The 19,909-nt window shown below is 71.4% G+C and carries 20 protein-coding genes; 9 read left to right on the top strand and 11 right to left on the bottom strand.

Annotation, left to right across the window (positions count from 1 at the left end; genetic code table 11):
* Window positions 1-117: 117 nt before the first annotated feature.
* Complete coding sequence (locus J0P97_RS00875; RefSeq protein WP_215485883.1) at window positions 118-2,259, top strand: glucose PTS transporter subunit IIA; 2,142 nt, start codon at window positions 118-120, stop codon at window positions 2,257-2,259.
* 72 nt (window positions 2,260-2,331) lie between these two features.
* Here the strand turns inward: J0P97_RS00875 and coaBC are convergent, their stop codons facing one another.
* Complete coding sequence (coaBC, locus tag J0P97_RS00870; RefSeq protein WP_215485882.1) at window positions 2,332-3,555, bottom strand: bifunctional phosphopantothenoylcysteine decarboxylase/phosphopantothenate--cysteine ligase CoaBC; 1,224 nt, start codon at window positions 3,553-3,555, stop codon at window positions 2,332-2,334.
* Between coaBC and J0P97_RS00865 the strand changes: the two genes are divergently transcribed.
* Both J0P97_RS00865 and J0P97_RS00860 read left to right on the top strand, forming a co-directional pair.
* Window positions 3,554-4,348: an NRDE family protein gene (locus tag J0P97_RS00865; RefSeq protein ID WP_246539374.1), complete on the top strand. Its 795-nt coding sequence runs from the start codon at window positions 3,554-3,556 to the stop codon at window positions 4,346-4,348. The two genes, coaBC and J0P97_RS00865, sit on opposite strands and share 2 nt — an antisense overlap.
* A 32-nt stretch (window positions 4,349-4,380) precedes the next feature.
* Window positions 4,381-5,058 carry a YdeI/OmpD-associated family protein gene (locus tag J0P97_RS00860; RefSeq protein ID WP_215485881.1) on the top strand — a complete coding sequence of 226 codons (678 nt, stop codon included), beginning with the start codon at window positions 4,381-4,383 and terminating at the stop codon, window positions 5,056-5,058.
* On the opposite strand, the gene J0P97_RS00855 is transcribed toward J0P97_RS00860, so the two are convergent.
* Window positions 5,018-6,610 carry a bifunctional NAD(P)/FAD-dependent oxidoreductase/class I SAM-dependent methyltransferase gene (locus J0P97_RS00855; protein ID WP_215485880.1) on the bottom strand — a complete coding sequence of 531 codons (1,593 nt, stop codon included), beginning with the start codon at window positions 6,608-6,610 and terminating at the stop codon, window positions 5,018-5,020. The two genes, J0P97_RS00860 and J0P97_RS00855, sit on opposite strands and share 41 nt — an antisense overlap.
* Window positions 6,611-6,677: 67 nt before the next feature.
* Here J0P97_RS00855 and J0P97_RS00850 point away from each other — a divergent pair, with 67 nt between their 5' ends.
* Window positions 6,678-7,229, top strand: a complete 552-nt coding sequence (locus J0P97_RS00850) for a helix-turn-helix domain-containing protein (RefSeq protein WP_215485879.1) — start codon at window positions 6,678-6,680, stop codon at window positions 7,227-7,229.
* A gap of 18 nt (window positions 7,230-7,247) precedes the next feature.
* On the opposite strand, the gene pgi is transcribed toward J0P97_RS00850, so the two are convergent.
* From pgi to J0P97_RS00830, 4 genes are all read right to left on the bottom strand, one after another.
* Window positions 7,248-8,945, bottom strand: coding sequence for a glucose-6-phosphate isomerase (gene pgi / locus J0P97_RS00845; RefSeq protein ID WP_308163319.1), 1,698 nt, complete (start codon window positions 8,943-8,945; stop codon window positions 7,248-7,250).
* Window positions 8,946-9,036: 91 nt separating this feature from the next.
* Window positions 9,037-9,840, bottom strand: coding sequence for a DUF4097 domain-containing protein (locus tag J0P97_RS00840; RefSeq protein ID WP_215485878.1), 804 nt, complete (start codon window positions 9,838-9,840; stop codon window positions 9,037-9,039).
* Entirely contained in the window at window positions 9,837-10,514 is a 678-nt protein-coding gene (locus J0P97_RS00835; RefSeq protein ID WP_215485877.1) for a response regulator, read from the bottom strand. The genes J0P97_RS00840 and J0P97_RS00835 overlap by 4 nt, the downstream gene beginning before the upstream one ends.
* Window positions 10,502-11,854 (bottom strand): sensor histidine kinase, encoded by a 1,353-nt coding sequence (locus tag J0P97_RS00830; protein WP_215485876.1) that lies wholly within the window; start codon window positions 11,852-11,854, stop codon window positions 10,502-10,504. The genes J0P97_RS00835 and J0P97_RS00830 overlap by 13 nt, the downstream gene beginning before the upstream one ends.
* A gap of 120 nt (window positions 11,855-11,974) precedes the next feature.
* Between J0P97_RS00830 and J0P97_RS00825 the strand changes: the two genes are divergently transcribed.
* From J0P97_RS00825 to J0P97_RS00805, 5 genes are all read left to right on the top strand, one after another.
* Window positions 11,975-12,895: an LssY C-terminal domain-containing protein gene (locus J0P97_RS00825; protein ID WP_215485875.1), complete on the top strand. Its 921-nt coding sequence runs from the start codon at window positions 11,975-11,977 to the stop codon at window positions 12,893-12,895.
* A complete protein-coding gene (locus J0P97_RS00820; protein WP_215485874.1) occupies window positions 12,892-13,419 on the top strand; it encodes a hypothetical protein in 528 nt (175 codons plus the stop codon). The genes J0P97_RS00825 and J0P97_RS00820 overlap by 4 nt, the downstream gene beginning before the upstream one ends.
* Before the next feature lie 12 nt (window positions 13,420-13,431).
* Window positions 13,432-14,289: a Cof-type HAD-IIB family hydrolase gene (locus J0P97_RS00815; RefSeq protein ID WP_215485873.1), complete on the top strand. Its 858-nt coding sequence runs from the start codon at window positions 13,432-13,434 to the stop codon at window positions 14,287-14,289.
* Window positions 14,290-14,299: 10 nt separating this feature from the next.
* Window positions 14,300-15,130 (top strand): aldo/keto reductase, encoded by an 831-nt coding sequence (locus J0P97_RS00810; protein ID WP_215485872.1) that lies wholly within the window; start codon window positions 14,300-14,302, stop codon window positions 15,128-15,130.
* A gap of 117 nt (window positions 15,131-15,247) precedes the next feature.
* A complete protein-coding gene (locus J0P97_RS00805) occupies window positions 15,248-15,427 on the top strand; it encodes a hypothetical protein (RefSeq protein ID WP_215485871.1) in 180 nt (59 codons plus the stop codon).
* Here J0P97_RS00805 and J0P97_RS00800 read toward each other — a convergent pair whose 3' ends face one another.
* The 5 genes from J0P97_RS00800 to J0P97_RS00780 are packed head-to-tail and all read right to left on the bottom strand — an operon-like array spanning window position 15,428 to window position 19,882.
* On the bottom strand, window positions 15,428-16,138 hold the full coding sequence (locus J0P97_RS00800) for a Pr6Pr family membrane protein (RefSeq protein ID WP_215485870.1): 711 nt from the start codon (window positions 16,136-16,138) through the stop codon (window positions 15,428-15,430). It abuts the gene before it with no gap.
* 55 nt (window positions 16,139-16,193) lie between these two features.
* A complete protein-coding gene (locus J0P97_RS00795) occupies window positions 16,194-17,045 on the bottom strand; it encodes a siderophore-interacting protein (RefSeq protein WP_215485869.1) in 852 nt (283 codons plus the stop codon).
* Window positions 17,042-17,824, bottom strand: coding sequence for an iron ABC transporter ATP-binding protein (locus J0P97_RS00790; protein ID WP_215485868.1), 783 nt, complete (start codon window positions 17,822-17,824; stop codon window positions 17,042-17,044). The genes J0P97_RS00795 and J0P97_RS00790 overlap by 4 nt, the downstream gene beginning before the upstream one ends.
* The gene (locus J0P97_RS00785; RefSeq protein WP_308163316.1) at window positions 17,821-18,873 is read right to left on the bottom strand and encodes an iron chelate uptake ABC transporter family permease subunit; all 1,053 of its coding nucleotides are present in this window, start codon (window positions 18,871-18,873) and stop codon (window positions 17,821-17,823) included. The genes J0P97_RS00790 and J0P97_RS00785 overlap by 4 nt, the downstream gene beginning before the upstream one ends.
* On the bottom strand, window positions 18,863-19,882 hold the full coding sequence (locus J0P97_RS00780; protein WP_372449658.1) for an ABC transporter permease: 1,020 nt from the start codon (window positions 19,880-19,882) through the stop codon (window positions 18,863-18,865). Before J0P97_RS00780 ends, J0P97_RS00785 begins: the two co-directional genes overlap by 11 nt.
* Window positions 19,883-19,909: the final 27 nt, after the last annotated feature.

Here is a 19,909-nt window from a genome sequence, read left to right as displayed (position 1 = left end):
CCCCCTGTTCTCGGCCCGTGCACCGGTATAGAGTCACGGGCGAAGGGGCGGTGACAGGCCACATCTCAGACGCCTCCGAAGCGAAGCATCAGGTGCGAAACCCAGGGGAGAGACACCATGGCATCCAATTCCGCAGCGGAGATCATCGACGCCGTCGGGGGGCCCGAGAACGTCGCGAGCCTCACGCACTGCGCCACGCGGCTCCGGTTCCAGCTGCATGACGGCGACAAGGCGGACAAGTCCAAGGCCGAGGCGATCCCGGGCGTGATGGGCGCCGTTCCGCAGGCCGGCGACCGCTTCCAGGTGGTCATCGGCGGCGGCGTGCAGAACGTCTACAACGAGATCATGGCTCTCCCCGTGATGGCCGGTGTCGGAGCGGGTGGCGGCGGAGCGGCGGCCGCCGGCGGCGGCGCGGACAGCGACGCCGACATCAAAGCCCGCGAGCGCTCGAAGGGCCCGCGCGGGACGAACGCCTGGCTCGACAGCCTCTTCGAATTCCTCTCCGACTCGTTCCGCCCGATCCTCGGCGCGCTCCTCGGGGCATCCCTGTTCATCACCTTCATGGCGCTGATGGCGACCCTCGGGGTGATCCCCGCGTGGAACGCGCCCGGTGTGACGCTCGAGCCGTCCTGGGCCTTCGTGAACCTGATGTGGCAGTGCGTGTTCGTCTTCCTGCCGCTGATGGTCGCCTACAACGCGTCCGCGAAGATCGGAGCCGACCCGTGGGTCGGATTCGCGATCATGGCGGTGCTGATGCTGCCCGGATTCGCCGGGCTCGCCACCGGCGTGGACAAGACCCCGCTGTTCGGCTTCGAACAGGCCCAGGTCGCGATCGTCCAGGTCTGGGGCCTGCCGATGCCGATCGCCGATTACTCGTCGCAGGTCTTCCCACCGCTTCTCATGGCGGCCGTCCTCGGCCCGCTGTACAAGCTCCTGCGCCGGATCATCCCGGAGAACCTGCAGCTGATCTTCGTCCCGTTCCTCGCGATGCTCATCATGATCCCGCTGACGGCCTTCCTGATCGGTCCGATCGGCGTCTACGTCGGCGCGGGACTGGCGAGCGCGCTCGCCGCGATCAACACGTTCTCGCCCTTCATCTTCGCGATCGTGATCCCGCTGGCCTACCCGTTCATGGTTCCGCTCGGCCTCCACTGGCCGATCAACGCGATCATGCTCCTCAACATCCAGACCCTCGGCTACGACTTCATCCAGGGCCCCATGGGCGCATGGAACTTCGCGTGCTTCGGCGCCACGGCCGGTGTCCTCTTCCTCGCCTGGCGTGAGAAGGACAAGGACATGAAGCAGACCGCGACCGGCGCGCTGGCGGCGGGACTGCTCGGCGGCATCTCCGAGCCCTCTCTCTACGGCATCCACCTGCGGTACAAGCGGATCTACCCGCGCATGCTCGTCGGATGCCTCACGGGAGGCCTGATCATCGGCATCGGCTCGCTCGTGCTCGGTCTGAAGAACGGCATCACGACGCAGGCGTTCGTCTTCACCTCGCTGCTCACGATTCCGGCGTTCAACCCGATCGGGCTGTACTCCCTCGCGGTCATCGCCGCCTTCGCGGTCGCGATGATCCTCGTGATCCTCTCGGGCTACAAGACGCCCGAGCAGGCCGGCGCCACCGCCGTCGCGGCTGCCGCCGCCGGTCCGGGCACCGTGGCGCGCGACGCCGACGAGGCCGCCTCGGTCTCGAACGTCGCGGGGGGCAGCGAACTCCTGCCTGGGGCTGCAGCCGCCGGTGCCGCGACGGCGGTGGCCACCAAGGCCCCGGGGGCGACGGCGGAGGTCGGCGCGCTTCTGCAGCTCGCCGCGCCGATCGACGGGACCGCGATCGCCCTCGACCAGGTGCCGGACCCCGTCTTCGCCGGCGGCGTGATGGGCCCGGGTGTGGCCATCGAACCCTCGGGGGACACCGTGTACTCGCCCGGCGCCGGAACGGTGGCCGCCGCGCAGCCGACCGGCCACGCGTTCGGCCTGCAGCTGGACAACGGCATCGAGCTGCTCATCCACGTCGGCATCGACACCGTGAACCTGAAGGGCGAGGGGTTCGACGTCAAGGTGAAGACCGGCGACCGGATCGAGGCCGGGACTCCGCTCGTCACGTTCGACCGTGCCGTCATCGAGAAGGCGGGCTACCCGCTCGTCACCCCGGTGATCGTGCTCAACGCGGACGCGTTCGACACGGTCGACCCGGTGAAGCTCGGCCCCGTCACGCACGGCGACCCGCTCCTGGACGTCCAGCAGAAGGCCTGAGCGCCGCCCCGGAGGCGTCATCGTGCGGGGGCCGACACGGCTGACCCGCACCATGACGCCTCCGCAGAGGGTTCAGGGACGCGACGCGACCACGGCGTCCCAGACGGCATCGGCGACAGCGCGCTTGGTGCCGGCGGCATCCGCGACGAGCGTGCCGTCTGCCGCAAGGATGAGAACGCGATTCTCGACGGCCTCGAACCCGCGGTCCCAGTCGACGCGGTTGACCACGAGGAGGTCGGCGCCCTTGCGCGCGGCCTTCCGTCGCCCGCGCTCGAGCAGCTCGTCGTCGTCCGACGCCGTTTCCGCAGCGAAGCCCACGACGGTCTGACGAGCCGGGCCGCTCCCGCGGGATGCCGCGAGATCGGCGAGGATGTCGGGGTTCGGGACGAGGCGCAGCTCCGGCACGCCGTCCTCCTTGCGGAGCTTTCCCTGCGACACCTCGGCGACGCGGAAGTCCGCCACCGCCGCGACCATCGCGACCACGTCGGCGGAGGCCGCGGCATCCGTCATCGCCGCGTGCAGGTCGGCGGCGCTGGACACGCGCACGAGCGCGACGCCCGGATGCGAGAGAGCGTCGTCGAGCACGCCGTCGTCGACGTGCGCGGCGACGAGGGTCACCGCGGCTCCCCGCTCCGCGGCGGAGACGGCGAGGGCGGCGCCCTGCCGCCCGCTCGAGCGGTTGCCGAGGAACCGCACCGGGTCGATCGGCTCGCGCGTCCCGCCGGTCGACACTGCGACCCGCAGCCCCGCGAGGTCGGAGCGGAGGGGGCGGGCCGCGGCGGCATCGAGGGCGGCGACGAGGATCGCGTCGGGCTCGACCATCCGGCCCGGGCCGCTGTCGCCCCCGGTGAGGGGTCCATCGGCCGGGCCGATGACGTGCACGCCGCGGCTGCGCAGCGTGCGGATCGACGCCTGCGTTGCGGCGTGCTGCCACATCGCGGTGTGCATCGCGGGGGCGACGACCACCGGCGCGGTGCTCGCGAGCAGCGTCACGCCGAGGAGGTCGTCGGCGATCCCGGCCGCCATCTTCGCCAGTGTGTTCGCGGTGGCGGGTGCGATGATCACGAGGTCGGCAGAGGTGCCGAGGGCGACGTGGCGGACCTCCGCGACGCCGTCGTGGACACTGGTCGTGACAGGATGCCGGGAGACGGCCTCCCACGTGGCCGTCCCGACGAAGCGCAAGGCGTTCTCGGTGGGAACAACATGCACCTCGTGTCCGTTCGTCACCAGTGCGCGCACGAGGTGCACCGTCTTGTACGCGGCGATGCCGCCCGTCACGCCTACGACAACGAACATGGACCGATCCTCCCATGTGCCCGAGCCCCGGGCCCGGATCGGCGGAGAGGTCACGAGCACCGTGTGCACCGTCATCGTCCACGTCCCCGAGGCCCCTGCGCTCGGCGAGACCCCCGCCCCGGTGCGCCTCCTCGCCGTCCGCGACGAGAATCCGACCCGCGCCTGGGACCCGCTCGGCCCGTGGTGGCCGGAGCTCCCCGACGTCCGCGGCGTCCGGGACCGCCGCGCCGGAGGCGCCTGGCTCGCGGTGGATGACGCGGCCGGGCGACTCGCGGTCATCCTGAATCGCGCGGACGTCCTGACCGCGGACGGGGAGAGCCCCGCACCGCTCTCGCGCGGGCGGGTCGTGCTGGACGCGGTCGCCGGTGTCGAGCTCGCGGGCTCGCCGCGGACGCACGGGTTCAACCTCGTCGAGGCGACGGCGGACGGGGCATCCGTCACGATGTGGGACGGCCGGCGCATCCGGCGCATCGGCCTCGCCCCGGGGGTGCACATGATCGCCCACGACGACCTCGACGATCCGGGCACCGCACGGATCGCCGCGTGGCGGGATGCCTTCGCGCCGCCCGCGAGAAGCGACGGCGACTGGTGGACGGGATGGCTCGATGTCCTCGAGCGCACGAGCGCCGTCGGTCCGGTCGATGACCGGGCGATCGTCCGCGACAACCGCCCCTTCGGCTACCCGACGCTGTCGCTCCTCGTCTGCGCGGCCGAGATCGGGGCGGACGGCGTCGACGTCCGGTACGGAGAGTTCGCCGAGCCCGGCGCATGGAGCCGTCCCGACCTCGTCTGACGGTGTCGGCAGCGGCTGCTAGCGTCGCGGTCATGGACAGCGCGGACCCGGAGATCGTCTTCTTCGCGGATGCCGCCGCGTTCCGTGCCTGGCTCGACGAGCACCACGAGACGGCGTCCGAGCTGTGGATGGAGCGACGTCCGAAAGGGCACCCCGACCAGGGGTTGACCTGGGAGGACGCGGTTCCGGAGGCGCTGTGTTTCGGCTGGATCGATTCGACCGCCCGCCTCATCAGGGGGGTCCGCGCCCAGCGCTGGTCGCCGCGACGCCCTCGCTCGAACTGGAGCGCGGTCAATGTCGCGCACGTGGAGCGGCTCCTCGCGCAGGGGCGGATGCGCCCGTCCGGCCTTGCGGCCTACGAGCGGCGCAGCCCCGAGCGCACCGGCGTGTACTCGTTCGAGCGGCGCGACGAGGTGACCGGCGCCGAAGCGGCCGCGATCGAGGCCGATCCCGCCGCACGCTCCTTCTGGGACGCGGCGACGCCGGGGTACCGCCGCATCTGCGCCAACTGGCTGCACACCGCGAAGCGCGAGCAGACGCGCGCGGATCGCCTCGCCGCCCTGATCGCCGAGAGCGCGGCGGGTCGGCTGATCCCCTCGCAGCGCTACGGGGCCGAGCCCGCCTGGCTCGCCCGTGCGGCCGAGGCCGCCGCGGCCGCGGCCGGAGGGATCACGGATGCCGACGGAGGACGAGCACCCCGTCCTCGATGACGGCGGGCGCGCCGTCAGGGTCGACGACATCTCGTCCGCGCACCTCGGCGAGTTCGACGGTCCATCCGTCCTCCCGGTCGCGAAGACCCTCCTCGTCGACGCCGAGGAGAGGGAGCTCCTCTCGAGGGGTGCGCAGCGGCGGTCTGTCGCCGTGCGCCTCCGTGGCCCACGGCGGCGAGGCGGCGTGCGACACCGAGACGAACGCGCCGCCCGGGGCTACGCGCGACATCCCGGCGCGCAGGATGCCCGCCCTCGGGAACTCGACCTCCCACGAGTGCAGGAAGCTCGACACGACGAGGTCGAACGGACCATCCGGAAGAGCGCCGGGCTCTGCGCCGGGCGGCTCGCCCGCGGCGTCCACGACTCGGAAGTCGATGCCCAGCCCGCGCTCGTGCGCGGCGGCTCGGGCGCGCGCGATCGCGGTCGGCGACACATCCACCGCCGTCACCGTCCACCCCTGCTCGGCGAGCCAGAGGGCGTCGGCTCCCTCGCCGCATCCGATCTCCAGCACCGACCCGGGCTGAAGGCCCCGGAGGACGTCGCGTGTCGTGGCGTTCACCCGACCCGACCAGACCCGGTCGAGCTCGGCGTAGCGCTCCTCCCAGCGCGCGTTCCGCTCGCGGCGTCGCGCGGCGACCGCCTGCGCGGCATCCTGTGCGACGAGGCCCGCATTGGCTCCGGCGCCGGCCATCGACCCAGAGCCCATCGACAGGGGGACGTTGCCGAACGGCGCCACGAGGTTGCCCGCCGCCCAGACGCGCGGGTGGCTCGTCGCGCCGGTCGCATCCACGGCCAGCGGGGCGCCGGGTCCATCGACGCGCGCAAGGGAGAGCGGTTCGGCGTACGCGAGGTCGAGCCGCGGCGTCGGCGCGGTGAAGAGCGCATCGACGTCGTGGCGGACGCCGTCGGCGGTGAGGATGCCGGCCAGACGGTCCTGCTCCACGTCGAGCTGCACGACGGGCGAGGCGACGATGCGGATCCCGCGCGCCCGGAGCGCCTCCGCGACCTCGTCGGGGACGGCACCCGCCAGCGCCGTGAACGCGGTGACCTCGTCGCTCCACTGCCGAACAAGACCCGCCTGGTGCAGGCCCATCGCCGACGTCACGAGGACGCCGATGCGGCTGTCGGCGACCTCGAAGCCGTGGCAGTACGGGCAGTGCAGCACATCGCGCCCCCACCGCTCCGCGAGCCCCGGGATGTCGGGCAGGTCGTCCACCAGGCCCGACGTCAGCACGACCGTTCGCGCGACGTCCACCGCGCCGTCCTGTCGCGTGACCTCGATACGATCGCCGAGATCCCGGGCGGCGACGACCTCGCCGACGACGATCTCGACCCCGTAGGCCCGCGCCTCGGCGCGGCCACGGGCGAGCAGATCTGCCGGGGCGATGCCGTCGTGGCCGAGCACGCCGTGCATGTGCGCCGCGAACCGATTGCGCGGAGCCCCGGCGTCGATCACCAGCGTGCGTCGCCGGGCGCGCCCCAGCATCTGCGCGGCGCTGAGCCCCGCGGCCCCGCCGCCGACGACGATCGCATCCCATTCGTTCTCTGTCATGACGGCAGTCTGCGACGGAGTATGCGGGAAGGGCAAGTGATCTTGCAGGTATGGCAAAGTGGAGGCCATGACAACAGCACTGGATCACGTCGGCCCACGGCTCCGGTCCGCACGGCAGGCGAAGGGGTGGACGCTCGACGATCTCGCCGGCCGCGCCGCGATGTCGACGAGCACCCTGTCCCGCCTGGAGTCGGGCAAGCGGCAGGCGAGCCTCGAGCTGCTGGTGCCGCTGACGCGACTCCTGGGCATCCGCCTCGACGACCTGGTCGCCGAGCCCGCCGACCCGCGTGTGCGCCGCGCGCCCACGCGCCGGCACGGCTACGTCGTCGCACCGCTGACGCGGGCGGACTCACCCGTCCAGACGTACAAGGTCACCTACCCGGCGCGGGATGCCGCTCCCGCCCCGCGGGTGCACGACGGCTTCGAGTGGCTGTACGTGCTCAGCGGCCGCATTCGGCTGCTCCTGGAGGGTCGCGAGCTCATCCTCGAGCGCGGCGAGGCGGCCGAGTTCGACACGCGGATGCCGCACTCCCTCAGCGCGACCGCGGACGGAGTCGCCGAGGTCGTGAGCATCTTCAGCCCCGACGGCGAGCGTCTGCACACCCGCACGTCCGAGTGAGCCCGCTGCGGACGTGCCTCAGCGGCGGTGGGCGCGGTAATACTCCAGCAGCGCGCGCGTCGAGGCATCCTGCGCATCGAACGCGGCTTGATCGCCCTCGACGGCGGGCGCGATCTGCAGAGCGAGCTGCTTGCCGAGCTCGACGCCCCACTGATCGAAGGAGTTGATGCCCCAGATGACGCCCTGCGTGAAGGTGATGTGCTCGTACAGCGCGATCAGCTCGCCGAGGGTGCGCGGCGTGAGGGCGGGCGCGAAGATCGAGGTCGTCGGCCGGTTGCCGGCGAACGTCCGTGCGGCCACGAGCGCCCCCGTCGTGCCTTCGGCCTCGACCTCTTCTGCCGTCTTGCCGAACGCGAGCGCCTTCGTCTGGGCGAGGAAGTTCGCGAGGAACAGCCCGTGCACGTCGCGGCCGTCGTCGGCCAGCGGGTAGGCGGGGTTGGCGAACGCGATGAAGTCCGCGGGGATGAGACGTGTGCCCTGGTGGATCAGCTGGTAGAACGCGTGCTGACCGTTCGTCCCGGGCTCGCCCCAGAAGATCTCCCCGGTCTCGCTGGTGACGGGGGAGCCGTCCCACCGCACGCTCTTGCCGTTGGACTCCATCGTCAGCTGCTGCAGGTACGCCGCGAACCGGCTGAGCTGCTGCGCATAGGGCAGCACCGCGTGCGACTGCGCACCGAGGAAGTTCGTGTACCAGACGTTGAGCAGCCCCATGAGGACGGGCACGTTCCGCTCGATCGGCGTGGATGCCACGTGCTCGTCGACCGCGTGGAAGCCCGCGAGGAGCTCGCGGAAGCTCTCCGGACCGAACTCGATCATGAGAGAGAGCCCGATCGCCGAGTCGACGGAGTAGCGCCCGCCCACCCAGTCCCAGAAGCCGAACGCGTTGGCCGTGTCGATGCCGAACGCCGCGACCTTGTCGAGTGCCGTGGAGACGGCGACGAAGTGGTGCGCGACGGCATCCGTCCGCTGCGCCTCCGCATCGGTCCCCGAGCCTGTCGAGGGGCCGATGGCGCCGGATGCCTCGAGGCCGGCCCATAGCCAGTCGCGTGCGAGCCGGGCGTTGGTCAGGGTCTCGAGCGTGGTGAAGGTCTTGGACGCGACGATGAACAGGGTCGTCTCGGGGTCGAGGCCCTTCGTCTTGTGCGCGAGGTCGAAGGGGTCGATGTTCGAGACGAAGCGCGCCTCGATGTCGCCGCCGAAGGGCTCGAGCGCCGCCGAGATCATCACGGGGCCGAGGTCGGAGCCGCCGATCCCGATGTTCACGATCGTCTGGACCTTCTTGCCGGTGATGCCCGTCCACTCACCGGAGCGGACGCGGTCGGCGAACGCCGACATGGCCTCCAGCACCTCCTGGACGTCGTGGTCGACCTGCTGTCCGTCGACGACGAGCGCGGGGCTCGCGCCGGCAGGGCGCCGCAGCGCCGTGTGCAGCACCGCGCGATCCTCGGTGGTGTTGATGTGCTCGCCGCGGAGCATCGCGGCGTACCGCTCGGCCACCCCGGTCTCCTCTGCCAGCCGCACGAGCGCGGCCACGATCGCATCGTCGATGAGGTTCTTCGACAGGTCGACGTGGAGGTCCGCGAGTTCGAAGGAGAAACGCTCGACCCGGCCCGGGTCGTCGGCGAACCAGCCCCGCAGGTCGGGGACCAGGGCCTCCTTCAGTGCGGTGAGCTCGGTCCAGGCGGGCGTGGAGGTGGCATCGATCGGCGTGGTCACGAGGTCCACGGTAGCGCGCGCGGTCGCTCGTCGGCAGTGCGTGACAGCGGAAGATTCCGGCGCCCGCATGCCGAGCGCGAGGAGCATCCCGTCACGACCCGAGACGCACGAACCCCGCCGAGACGCTCACCTCGACGCGGTCGGGCGAGTCGGGGTCGACGGTCAGATCGTTGCGGAACTCGCCCGCGGACACGTCGGAGGCGACCGCGTATGCGCCGCTCGGGAGCGTGAGGTCGAGTCGGCCGGCGCTCGCATCGATGCTGACGGCACGCGGCGCGGAGCCGCTGAGGTTCCCCGTGACCGATCCGGCGCTGAGTTTGAGGTCGGCGCCGCGCGCTCCGGAGAGGTCGAAGCTGAGCCGGCCGGCGGACACGTCGGCGTCGAGATCGGTCGCCGACCCCGAGACGTCCATCGCGCCCGCGCTCAGATCGAGGGAGAGCTCGCCGTAGGTCCCCTCCGCCCGCAGCATCCCGCCGCTCATCGCGAGGTCGGCATCGAGCGCGGTCCGCTCCAGCGAAGCGGGGAGAGTGAGGGTCGCGACGTCGGCCTCGCGCCCGAACAGGCTCCAGCCGCCCCACCAGGTGCGATCCGTCGAGACCACGAGGCGCTCCCCGTCGCGGCGCAGCGTCCAGTCCGACGCGGCGCCGGTCACCTGCAGGCTGACGCCGTCGCCGCGGTAGACGATCGTGAGATCCGCGGCAGCGACGTCGACGTCCAGGTCGCGGATGCCGGCGGCATCCGTCGTCAGGACGTCGGTGCGCACCGCGGCGGCCCGCGCCGACGACACCGCCCCCAGGACGAGGGTGCCGACGATGAGCAGGGCGCCGAAAGCGATCGCCAGGACGGCGATGACGCGCGCCGACGAGCGAGGGCGGGAGGGGGTGGTGAGAGTCATCGGAGTGCTCCGTTCGGAGGGGTCTGGTCGCCGTGCTCGAGGTGGACGAGGACGGCGAGGACGCGGCGGTTGCCGTGCTCGTCCTGTTCGAGGCCGAGCTTCTGGAAGAGCGAGGTGATGTGCTTCTCGACGCTCGCCTCGGTGATGAAGAGGGTCTGCGCGATCGCCTGATTGCTCTTGCCCTCGGCGATGAGCGCGAGGACGGTGCGTTCGCGCTCGGTCAGGCGGCTCATCCGCTCGTCCCGTGCGCGCCGCGTCAGCAGCTGTGCGACGACCTCGGGGTCGAGGACGGTCGCCCCCGCGCCGATCCGCGCGACCGCGCCCAGGAAGTCGCGGATGTCGGCCACGCGATCCTTCAGGAGGTAGCCGAACGCGGCGGCCTGGCCGGTGATGAGCTCGCTCGCGTAGCGCTCCTCGACGTACTGACTGAGCACCAGCACCGGGAGGGTGGACTGCACCGCGCGGAGGGCCAGCGCGGCGCGGATGCCCTCGTCGGTGAAGGTCGGCGGCAGACGCACGTCGAGGATGCACAGCTCGGGGGCCGTCTCGGCTACGCGCGCCGTGAGCTCGCCCGCATCGGGCAGGGCCGCCACGACCTCGTGCCCCGCGTCCTGGAGGAGTCGGACCAGTCCCTCGCGCAGCAGCGCGGAGTCCTCGCAGATCAGGATGCGCACGGGACGCTCACCTCCAGGGATGTCGGGCCCCCGGCGGGGCTGTCGAGGCGGGTCGTGCCGCCGGCGGCGACGACGCGATTCGTGATGCCGTCGAGGCCGCCGCCGGGAAGGACGCGTGCCCCCCCGACGCCGTTGTCCTCCACTCGCGCCCAGAGCGTTCGTGCGCCCCCCTCGTCGCGGGTGCGGACGACGACGCGGGTCTCCGCGGCGCGGGAGTGCTTCGCGGCGTTGGTGAGGGATTCGGCGATCGCGAAGTACACCGCCGCCTCGGCGGTGCGACTGCACCGACCGTCGACGCGCACGTCCAGCTGCACGGGGACGTGGGAACGGGCGGCCAGGGCGCTGAGCGCGGCATCCAGCCCCCGATCGTCGAGGACCGATGCATGGATGCCGCGGGCCAGCTGGCGGAGCTCGGTGATCGCCGCCTTCGTCGAGGTGTGCGCCTCGTCGATGAGCTCCTTGGCGGCGGCCGGGTCGTCGTCGATCTTCTGCTGCGCGAGACCGAGCGTCATCGCCACCGACACGAGCCGCGGCTGGACACCGTCGTGCAGGTCGCGCTCGATGCGGGTGCGCTCGACCTCGCCCGCACGCACGGCGCTCGCCCGTTGGGTGCCCGCGGTGCGGGCCTGCTCGGCGAACTGCGCCTCGCGCGAGGGCACGAGGATGGCGCGCGTGAGCACCGCGTGGAGGAGGGCGATCCCGATGAGCAGGGCGACGGTCACGAGGATGCCCAGGATGCCGGCGACGATCGCCCATTCCGCGGCGACATCCGTGCGGACGATCGGGAGCACGATGGTGTCGCCGCCCAAGAGCGGGGCGAACAGCAGGGCGATGCTCGAGGCCAGGGCGCCCACGAGCGGCAGGACGAAGAGGCCGAGGATGGTGGCGATGGCGGCCGACGCGATGCCGCGCCACATCGCGCCGTCGATGAGCTGCCGCCAGAGGCTGCGCAGCCATCCGCCGAAGCCGGGACGGTCGCGCCGCACGGGGGGCAGCGGCCGCAGGCCGAGGCGGGAGAGGCCCTCGACCCGCTCGTACTCGAGCCAGGCGGTGGCGTACAGGGCGTACACGAACGCGACGAGGAACAGGAGCCCGATCCCGAGTACCGGGAGGAGGCCGATCCCGGCGCTGAGCAGGGTGACGAGCAGGCCGAAGATGAGACTGCCCACGACACCGACGGCGGCCAGCTGTGCGAGGGCGCCGCAGGTCTCCGCGACCCGGCGACCCCGGGACGGGCGGCGTGCGCTCGCTCCGAGCGGGATCGCGGGGCCGCTCGGCGTCGCGACGGATGCCGCGGCATCCTGCGGCGAAGGGGGCGGAGGCGGGGCGGTCGTGGTCATGCTCCCACGGTAGGGGCGCGGCGGCATGCGGCACACGGGAGCCAGCCGGACGATCGAGGGTCGGGATAACCCCCGGAAACCCTCCTCCGCGCGCGGCGTCGCCCCGGTAGCGTGACCCGTATGACCGGTTCGGGAACGCACGTCGCGCACCAGCGTCGCCGCTGGTCGATCGGTGTCGCCCTCGACTGGTTCTTCTTCACCTTCGCGGGCCTCGCGGCGGTCTGGCTCGCCTACCTGAGTCTGACCGAGACCTTCCACATCGGCTGGTGGGGGATCGGCCTGGGCGTCGCCTTCTGGGTGCTCCTGGCGTACCTCGTGCTTCCGCGGCTGCACCGCATCCTCACGACGATCTACGTGCCCGACTACTTCATCGGGCGCGCGCGGACGAGCGACGGACTGCTGGGCGACCCGGTCAACCTCGCCCTCATGGGCTCGCAGGACCAGCTCCTCGCGGCGCTGAGCGCCGCGGGGTGGAGGGCCGCCGACCCGGTGACGCTGCGCAGCTCGTGGCGGATCGTCACCTCGACGGTGCTGCGCCGCAGCTACGACGAGGCGCCGGTGAGCCCGCTGTTCCTGTTCGGTCATCAGCAGGACCTGGCGTTCCAGCAGGAGGTCGACGGCAACCCCGCACAGCGCCACCACGTGAGATTCTGGCGGTGCCCCGAGGGGTGGCTGCTGCCGGGCGGACGCCAGGTCGACTGGCTCGCTGCGGCGACGTTCGACACCTCCGTCGGTCTGTCGCTGTTCACCCTCCAGATCACGCACCGCATCGACGCGGACACCGACGTGGAGCGCGATCACGTGGTCCGCACCCTCATGGATGCCGACGCCGCCGTCTCCCTCGACATCCTGAAGGACTTCGCCACCGGCTACCACGCGCGCAACGGCGGCGGCGACTCGATCCGCACCGACGGCGACCTGCCCGTCGTCGACCTGCGCGCGCTGTCCGCGGGATCCGGGACCGCCGGTGCCGCCGCCGCGCCCGTGCCCGCCGGGCCCATCGCGACCGCCGCGAACCAGGGAGAGGGGGATGCCCCGTGACCCGTGAGACCGCCGAACCCGCCACGCCCCCCACGCCCGCCAAGCGCCCCGCCTACGAACCGGCGACCCGCCTCCTGCGGCCCACCGGCTACGACCCGGCCATGCGCCGCCCGGGAACGACGATCGCGGGCGTGGGACTGCTCGCGCTGCGTGTCATCACAGGGATCTTCGTGATCGTCGAGGCCATCCTCACCCACCCCTCCTCCCTCGAGGTCACGGTCGACGGGGAGTCGTTCGGGACGACGCTCGCCGTCGTGGTCACGGCGGTCGTCCTCCTCGTGGACGCCGCGCTGGCGTTCTTCATCTGGCTCGGGTGGAACTGGCCGCGCGTGGTCGTCATGTTCGGGTCGGTCATCTCCGTCTCGTCGAGCTTCGTGGCCTGGTGGTCGAGCGGGCAGGAGTTCACCGTCAAGGCGGGACTCGCCGCGATCGCCATCGACGTGCTGGTCCTCCTGGCGCTGTCCAGTCGCAGCGCGGCCGCCTACGCCCGCCGGGGCGAGAAGCCCCCACCCGTACGCGCCTGAGAGGATGGACGGGTGACGACCCGTGACATCCGACTCATCGCCGTCGACATGGACGGCACCCTGCTCCTCCCCGATGGGACGATCCCCGGCGGCCTCTGGCCGCTCCTGGAGCGGCTGCGTCAGCGCGGTATCGCCTTCGCGCCGGCGAGCGGGCGCCAGCTCGCCACCCTCCAGACGATGTTCGGTCACGTCGAGGGCGACCTCGACTACATCGCCGAGAACGGTGCGTACGTCGTCCGCGGCGACGTCGAGGTCTCCTCCGACGCGGTCGACCCGGCGTTCGCGGCATCGGTCGTCGAGCGACTGCGCGACCTCGTCGCCCGCGGCGAGCTGCATGCGGCGATCGTCGTGTGCGGCAAACGGTCCGCCTACATCGAGGAGCAGAGCCCCGCGTTCGTCTCCGAGGTCGAGAAGTACTACGCGCGGCTCCAGATCGTGCCGGACCTCCTCGCGGTCGACGACCAGGTGCTGAAGCTCGCGATCTACGATTTCGACGGGGGCGAGGACCACACGGCGCCCGCCTTCGCGGATGCGGCGGCGACGCATCAGGTGGTCGTCTCGGGCGCGCACTGGGTCGACATCATGAACACGACCGTCGACAAGGGCGTCGCCCTGCGCGCGCTGCAGGCGGCGCTCGGCGTGACCCCTGCGCAGACGGCCGCGTTCGGCGACTACCTCAACGACATCGAGCTGCTCCAGGCAGCGGAGTGGTCCTACGCGATGGGTGACGCGCACCCCGACGTCGTCGCCGTCGCCCGCTACCGCGCGCCGTCGAACGCGGAGGCCGGCGTGGTGAGCGTCATCGCGGAGCTCATCGGCGAGGCGCCCCCCACGGCCGCCCCCGGCCCCGCCCTCGCCCACGGCGCGTAGCGTGGATGCCATGGTCACGATCCCCACGGTCACGCTGAACGACGGCATCGCCTTTCCTCAGCTCGGATTCGGCACGTACACCCTCACCGGCGCGGAGGGGACCGACGCGATCGTCGAGGCGATCGGGAACGGGTATCGCCTGCTCGATTCGGCGGTGAATTACGAGAACGAGCGCGAGGTCGGGGAGGCGGTGCGGCGCAGCGGCATCCGCGACGAACTCCTCGTCACGACGAAGGTCCCGGGCCGCGATCACGGGTACGACGAGACCCGCCGGAGCGCCCGCGGCTCGCTCGAACGGCTCGGGCTCGAGCGCATCGACCTGTACCTCATCCACTGGCCGAATCCCCGCGTCGACCGCTACGTCGAGACCTTCCAGGCGATGATCGACCTGCAGAAGGAGGGGCTCGTCCGCACCGTCGGCGTCTCGAACTTCACCGCGGCGATGCTCACGCGCGTGATCGAGGAGACGGGCGTGACGCCCGCGGTCAACCAGATCGAGATGCACCCCTACTTCCCTCAGGATGAGCTCCGCGCCGTCCACTCCTCTCTCGGCATCCGGACCGAGAGCTGGAGTCCGCTCGCCCGACGCAGCGAGCTGCTGGGCGAGCAGGTCATCGGCGACATCGCCGCCGCGCATGCCGTCACGCCGACGCAGGCCGTGCTGCGGTGGCACACGCAGCTCGGATCCACCCCGATCCCGAAATCGGCCACACCCGCGCGGCAGATCGAGAACGCGGACGTCTTCGGCTTCGACCTCACGGGCGACGAACTCGCGGCGATCTCGGGCCTCGAGCGCGGGCGGCTCTGGGACGGGGATCCGGACACCCACGAGGAGATGTGAGCGGGCTACCCTGCGCGGCCGCGCCGGTCAATCCCCCTGACCGGGGCGCCGAGGGTCCCTAGCGTGGCGGTACGGGCGTCCGCCTCCTCCTGGGGCGGCCCGGAGAGGAGAGTCGACATGACCGACCAGAACAGCGGTGAGCCGTCGGATGTCACGTCCGATGAGGACGCGACCACCAAGCCCGGGGGGCTCGGCGACGAAGGCACGATTCCCGCGGACCCCGACGGTGTCGCCGCCGGGCTCAGCGACGAACCATCGAACTTCAACCCCGAAGAGGACGAGGAAGCCCCGGCCTGATCACGCCGCGTGCGCTCCGCGCTCGACGCGGCGCCGCTCCTCGCGGCCCGCGCCGACGCGGGCGAGCAGACGGTCGAGGCCGTAGAACAGGTAGCCGACGCCGATGAGGGCGATCGACAGGCCGATGATCCAGAGCACGACACCGCCGAGCCCGTTCTTCTCGACGTTCATGAAGGGATACGGCACGGGCTGGCCCGCGAATGTTCCGCCGAGGGCGCTGAACGTATAGGCGAAGACTAGGTAGCCCCACGGGATCAGGGCCCACAGCACCGGGTCGAATCGCCCCAGCCTTCCCTTCGGAATGAACAGCAGCCAATCGATGATCACGAGGATCGGCGTGATGATGTGCACCAGGTTGTCCGTCAGGGTGAACGGCTCGTAGGCGCCGGGCTGGGTGAACAGGGCCGGTGCCAGGACGAACAGGTAGATCAGCATGGTGACCGTGATGGCCTCCATCACGGCGGCGGCGAAGCGCACCGACGGAGTCGAGAAGCCGTACCATCCCTTGCTCTGGGCATCGCGGAGCGTGAGGATGGCCGACCACACCATCCATACGAGGCAGAGGACGTTGCTCAAGACGGTGTAGTAGAGGAACGACCCCCACGTGGGCGAACCGCTCCACAGGCCGGAGACGCGCGCGATCCCGATGAGGATGACGAAGGATGCCGCCGCGCGGTAGGCGAATGCGGCGGTGCGCTGGGGAATGGCCATGGCTGACATCGTAGAGCCCGTGGCCTGGCCGCCGGAATCGCGCGCGGGCACGGCGTCAGTGCGGTGCGTGGTACTCGGTCTCCCCGTTCTTCCAGTACCCCTTGACCACGATGCGGTCCGCATCCAGCGACCAGCGGTCCAGAAGCACTCTGCGCGCAGTCTTCACGATCGCCTGCTCCGCAGCGACGAAGGCGAACACGTCGCCCGCCGGGCGCTCCGTCGTCCCGAGCTCATCGAGGCGCGCGGCGAGCGCACCGCCGGGCCGCGCGTCGCCGCCCCGACCGGCGCGGTGCAGCTGTTCGACGGCGACCCCGGGAGGGGCGTCGATCGGCAGCTCGTGAGCGGCATCCGGCACCTCCACCAGGATGCGTCCGACCGCCGCGGCATCCATCCGATGGGCGAAGCGCCGCATCGCCGGGACGGCCGTCTCGTCGCCCGCGAGAAGCCACGCGTCGGGCCGGCCGCAGATGGTCATCGAGCCGCGCGGCCCGCCGATCCCGGCGGGCGCGCCGATCTCGGCGGTCGCCGCCCAGGCCGCGGCGACCCCGTCCGCGCCGCCTGGTCCGCCCGGTCCGCCGTGTCCGCCGTGTCCGCCGTGCGGCTGGATGCCGTGGATCGCGAACTCCAGGTCGAGCCACCCGTCGCCGGCCTCGTCCTCGCCCCAGGCGAGCGGGGTGTACTCGCGGCTCGGCGCGGCACGCAGCTCGTCGATGGTCGCCGCCTCGGCATCCGGGAAGAAGACGCGGATGTGGTCGTCGGCGCCGGGGGAGTCGAAGCCGCGGAGTTCCGGGCCGGCCAGGCGCACCCGCACATATGTCGGCGTGAGCCAGCGACGCGCGGCGAGGCGGACGCGGCGGAAGCGCAGGTCGTGGCTGCGGCGCTCGAGGTGGAAGGGCACAGGGTTCATCGGGGGCTTCCGTTCTCGGCGGGGGCGCGGTGATAGACGGCGAATCGTCCGGTCGGACCGTCGACGACCGTGACGGGCGTGCGGAAGACGCGGGTGAGGACGTCGTCGCGGATGATTTCGTCCGGGGTGCCGTGCACGGCGACCGCGCCGTCCTCCATCGCGACGATGCGGTCGCTGTAGGCGGCGGCGAAGTTGATGTCGTGCAGGACGATGACGATCGTGCGGCCGAGGGTGTCGGCGGCGTGCCGGAGCCGAGTCATCATCTGCACCGAGTGCTGCGCGTCGAGGTTGTTCAGCGGCTCGTCGAGGAGCAGGTAGTCGGTGTCCTGCGCGAGGACCATCGCCACGTAGGCGCGCTGGCGCTGACCGCCGGAGAGTTCGTCGAGGAAGCGCTGCTCGAGATCCGTGAGGTCGAGGAAGTCGATCGCCTCGGAGATCTTCTCCTCGTCGTGCGCGGTGAGCCGGCCGGCGCTGTACGGGTAGCGGCCGAAGCCGACGAGCTGGCGGACGGTCAGGCGGGTGACGAAGTGGTTCTCCTGCCGCAGGATCGACACCATCCGGGCGACCTCCCGCGAGGGAGCGGTGTGCACGTCGACGCCGTCGATGGTGATCGTGCCCCCGTCGGGGGACAGCAGCCGCCCGATCATCGTGAGGACCGTCGACTTCCCGGCGCCATTGGGACCCACGAGGGCGATGATCCCGCCCGCGGGCAGCTCGAGGTCGACGGGTCCGATGCGCGTGGCGCCGTAGCGCTTCACGACGCCGTTCAGGCGGATCACAGGCGTCCCTTCCGGAAGACGACGAAGAGGAAGACGAGCCCGCCGACCAGCTCGACGACGATCGAGACGCTGTCGACGAGCGAGAGGACGTGGCGGAGGAGGAAGTAGGCGCCGGCGAGCGTGAGGTATCCGACGAGCCAGGCGACCGGGAGGATCCGGCGGTGCTCGTAGGTGTCGGCGATCGAGTACGCGAGAGTGGCGGAGAGGAATCCGAGGAAGGTCATCGGTCCGACGAGCGAGGTGCTCATCGCCATGAGCACGGCCACGAGGGTGAGCATCACCATCACCTGACGGCGGTGGCGGATGCCGAGGTTCGTGCTGATGTCGCTCCCGAGCGAGAGGACGTCCAGGCGCCGGGCGCTGAGCCGGACCACGCCGCCGACGACGAGGCAGACGGGCACGACGATCCAGAGGAAGTCGGTGTTCGCATTGCCGATGCTGCCGAACAGGCGTGCGCGGAGGAGGTCGAACTCGTTCGGGTCGAGCAGCTGCTGCAGGAAGGTCGAGAGGGATCCCATCCCCGCCCCGAGCACGATGCCGACGAGGAGCATGACATGCAGGTTCCCGAAGCGCCCGGAGAGGAGCCAGGAGTAGAGCAGGACCGCGAAGACGACCATCGCGGCGCTCTGCAGGACGAAGCGCACGGTCGGGTCCAGCCCCGCGACGGAGGTCGTGCCGAAGAAGAACACGACGCTCGTCTGGATGAGGACGTAGAGGGACTCGAATCCCATGATCGACGGGGTCAGGACCCGGTTGTTCGTGACGGTCTGGAACGACACCGTCGCGAGGGACTGACAGTACGTGACGAGGGCGATCACGACGATCGTCGAGGTGCGCATCGCCGAGATGCGCCACCAGCGATCGGTGAACGGCTCGAACGGGTTGTCCCAGGCCAGGAGGAGGACGGTGAGCACGACCGCCAGGGCGAGGAGGGCGGGCAGGAGGATCCGGGCGCGCATCCGGCGCGGCGGCGCAGGGCGGGTCGCGGCCGCGGGGACGCCGCCCGCCGACGGCCCGCGCGACGCGGCGAGGTGCGGATCAGCGAGCACCGGTCCTCCTCGTGCGCAGCAGCATCGCGATGAACACGGTGGCGCCGACGACCCCGAGGACGAGGGAGACGGGCACCTCGAAGGGCATGATGACGACCCGTCCGATGATGTCGCACACCGTGACGACCCAGATGCCGGCGAGGAACACCCACGGCAGGTTGGAGCGCAGATCGTCACCGCGGACCATCGAGACGAGATTCGGGACGATGAGGCCGAGGAAGGGGAGCATCCCGATGACGACGGTGACGACTCCCGTGGTGATCGCGACGAGTCCGACCCCGAGGAGCACGACGCGTTCGTAGTTCAGCCCGACGCCGGTCGCGACGTCCTTCCCGAGGCCCGCGACGGTGAACCGATCGGCGGCGATCACGACGACGACGGCGACCGCGAAGACGATCCAGAGCAGCTCGTAGCGGCCGACCTCGACGCCGGTGAAGCGCCCGAGGAACCAGCCGCCGAGCACCTGGAGCAGGCCCGTCTGGATCGCGAGGAAGGTCGTGATCGCGCTCACGACCGCGCCGAACATGATGCCCACGATCGGCACGATCAGGGAGGACTTCAGCGTCACGCGGCGCAGGAACGCGAAGAAGACGAGGGTGCCGAGAAAGGCGCACACCACGGCGACAAGCATCTTGGTCACGATGCCCGCGGAGGGCGCCAGGATGGAGGTGAGGAGCAGGCCGAGGCCCGCCCACTCGGTCGTGCCGACGGTCGTCGGCTCGACGAATCGGTTCTGCGTCATGAGCTGCATCACGAGTCCGGCCATCGCCATGCTGGCGCCGGCGAGCATGAGCGACGCCGTGCGGGGGACGCGGGTGATCCAGAGGAAGTCGCCCCCGTCGCCGGTGATGTCGGCGACGCCGACGAACACCGAGACGGCGAGGAGGCCCACGGTCGCCAGGATGCCGAGTGCGAGCACCCACCAGGGCGTGCGCGCCGACCGGGCGCGGCGCGCGCCCGACACGGCGTCCACGGTGGTGACGCGGCGGGGGAGGGAGATCAGGGACACGGGGGAGTTCCAGGTCGGCGGCCCGCG

Source organism: Microbacterium flavum, from assembly GCF_018717645.1.
Lineage (GTDB): Bacteria > Actinomycetota > Actinomycetes > Actinomycetales > Microbacteriaceae > Microbacterium > Microbacterium flavum.
This window is presented reverse-complemented; position numbering and strand designations above follow the sequence as displayed.

Coding starts and splice junctions, on each gene's coding strand:
- J0P97_RS00875 (WP_215485883.1), top strand. CDS start 118: ATGGCATCCAATTCCGCAGCGGAGATCATCGACGCCGTCGGGGGGCCC.
- J0P97_RS00865 (WP_246539374.1), top strand. CDS start 3,554: ATGGACCGATCCTCCCATGTGCCCGAGCCCCGGGCCCGGATCGGCGGA.
- coaBC (WP_215485882.1), bottom strand. CDS start 3,555: ATGTTCGTTGTCGTAGGCGTGACGGGCGGCATCGCCGCGTACAAGACG.
- J0P97_RS00860 (WP_215485881.1), top strand. CDS start 4,381: ATGGACAGCGCGGACCCGGAGATCGTCTTCTTCGCGGATGCCGCCGCG.
- J0P97_RS00855 (WP_215485880.1), bottom strand. CDS start 6,610: ATGACAGAGAACGAATGGGATGCGATCGTCGTCGGCGGCGGGGCCGCG.
- J0P97_RS00850 (WP_215485879.1), top strand. CDS start 6,678: ATGACAACAGCACTGGATCACGTCGGCCCACGGCTCCGGTCCGCACGG.
- J0P97_RS00840 (WP_215485878.1), bottom strand. CDS start 9,840: ATGACTCTCACCACCCCCTCCCGCCCTCGCTCGTCGGCGCGCGTCATC.
- J0P97_RS00830 (WP_215485876.1), bottom strand. CDS start 11,854: ATGACCACGACCGCCCCGCCTCCGCCCCCTTCGCCGCAGGATGCCGCG.
- J0P97_RS00825 (WP_215485875.1), top strand. CDS start 11,975: ATGACCGGTTCGGGAACGCACGTCGCGCACCAGCGTCGCCGCTGGTCG.
- J0P97_RS00810 (WP_215485872.1), top strand. CDS start 14,300: ATGGTCACGATCCCCACGGTCACGCTGAACGACGGCATCGCCTTTCCT.
- J0P97_RS00805 (WP_215485871.1), top strand. CDS start 15,248: ATGACCGACCAGAACAGCGGTGAGCCGTCGGATGTCACGTCCGATGAG.
- J0P97_RS00800 (WP_215485870.1), bottom strand. CDS start 16,138: ATGGCCATTCCCCAGCGCACCGCCGCATTCGCCTACCGCGCGGCGGCA.
- J0P97_RS00795 (WP_215485869.1), bottom strand. CDS start 17,045: ATGAACCCTGTGCCCTTCCACCTCGAGCGCCGCAGCCACGACCTGCGC.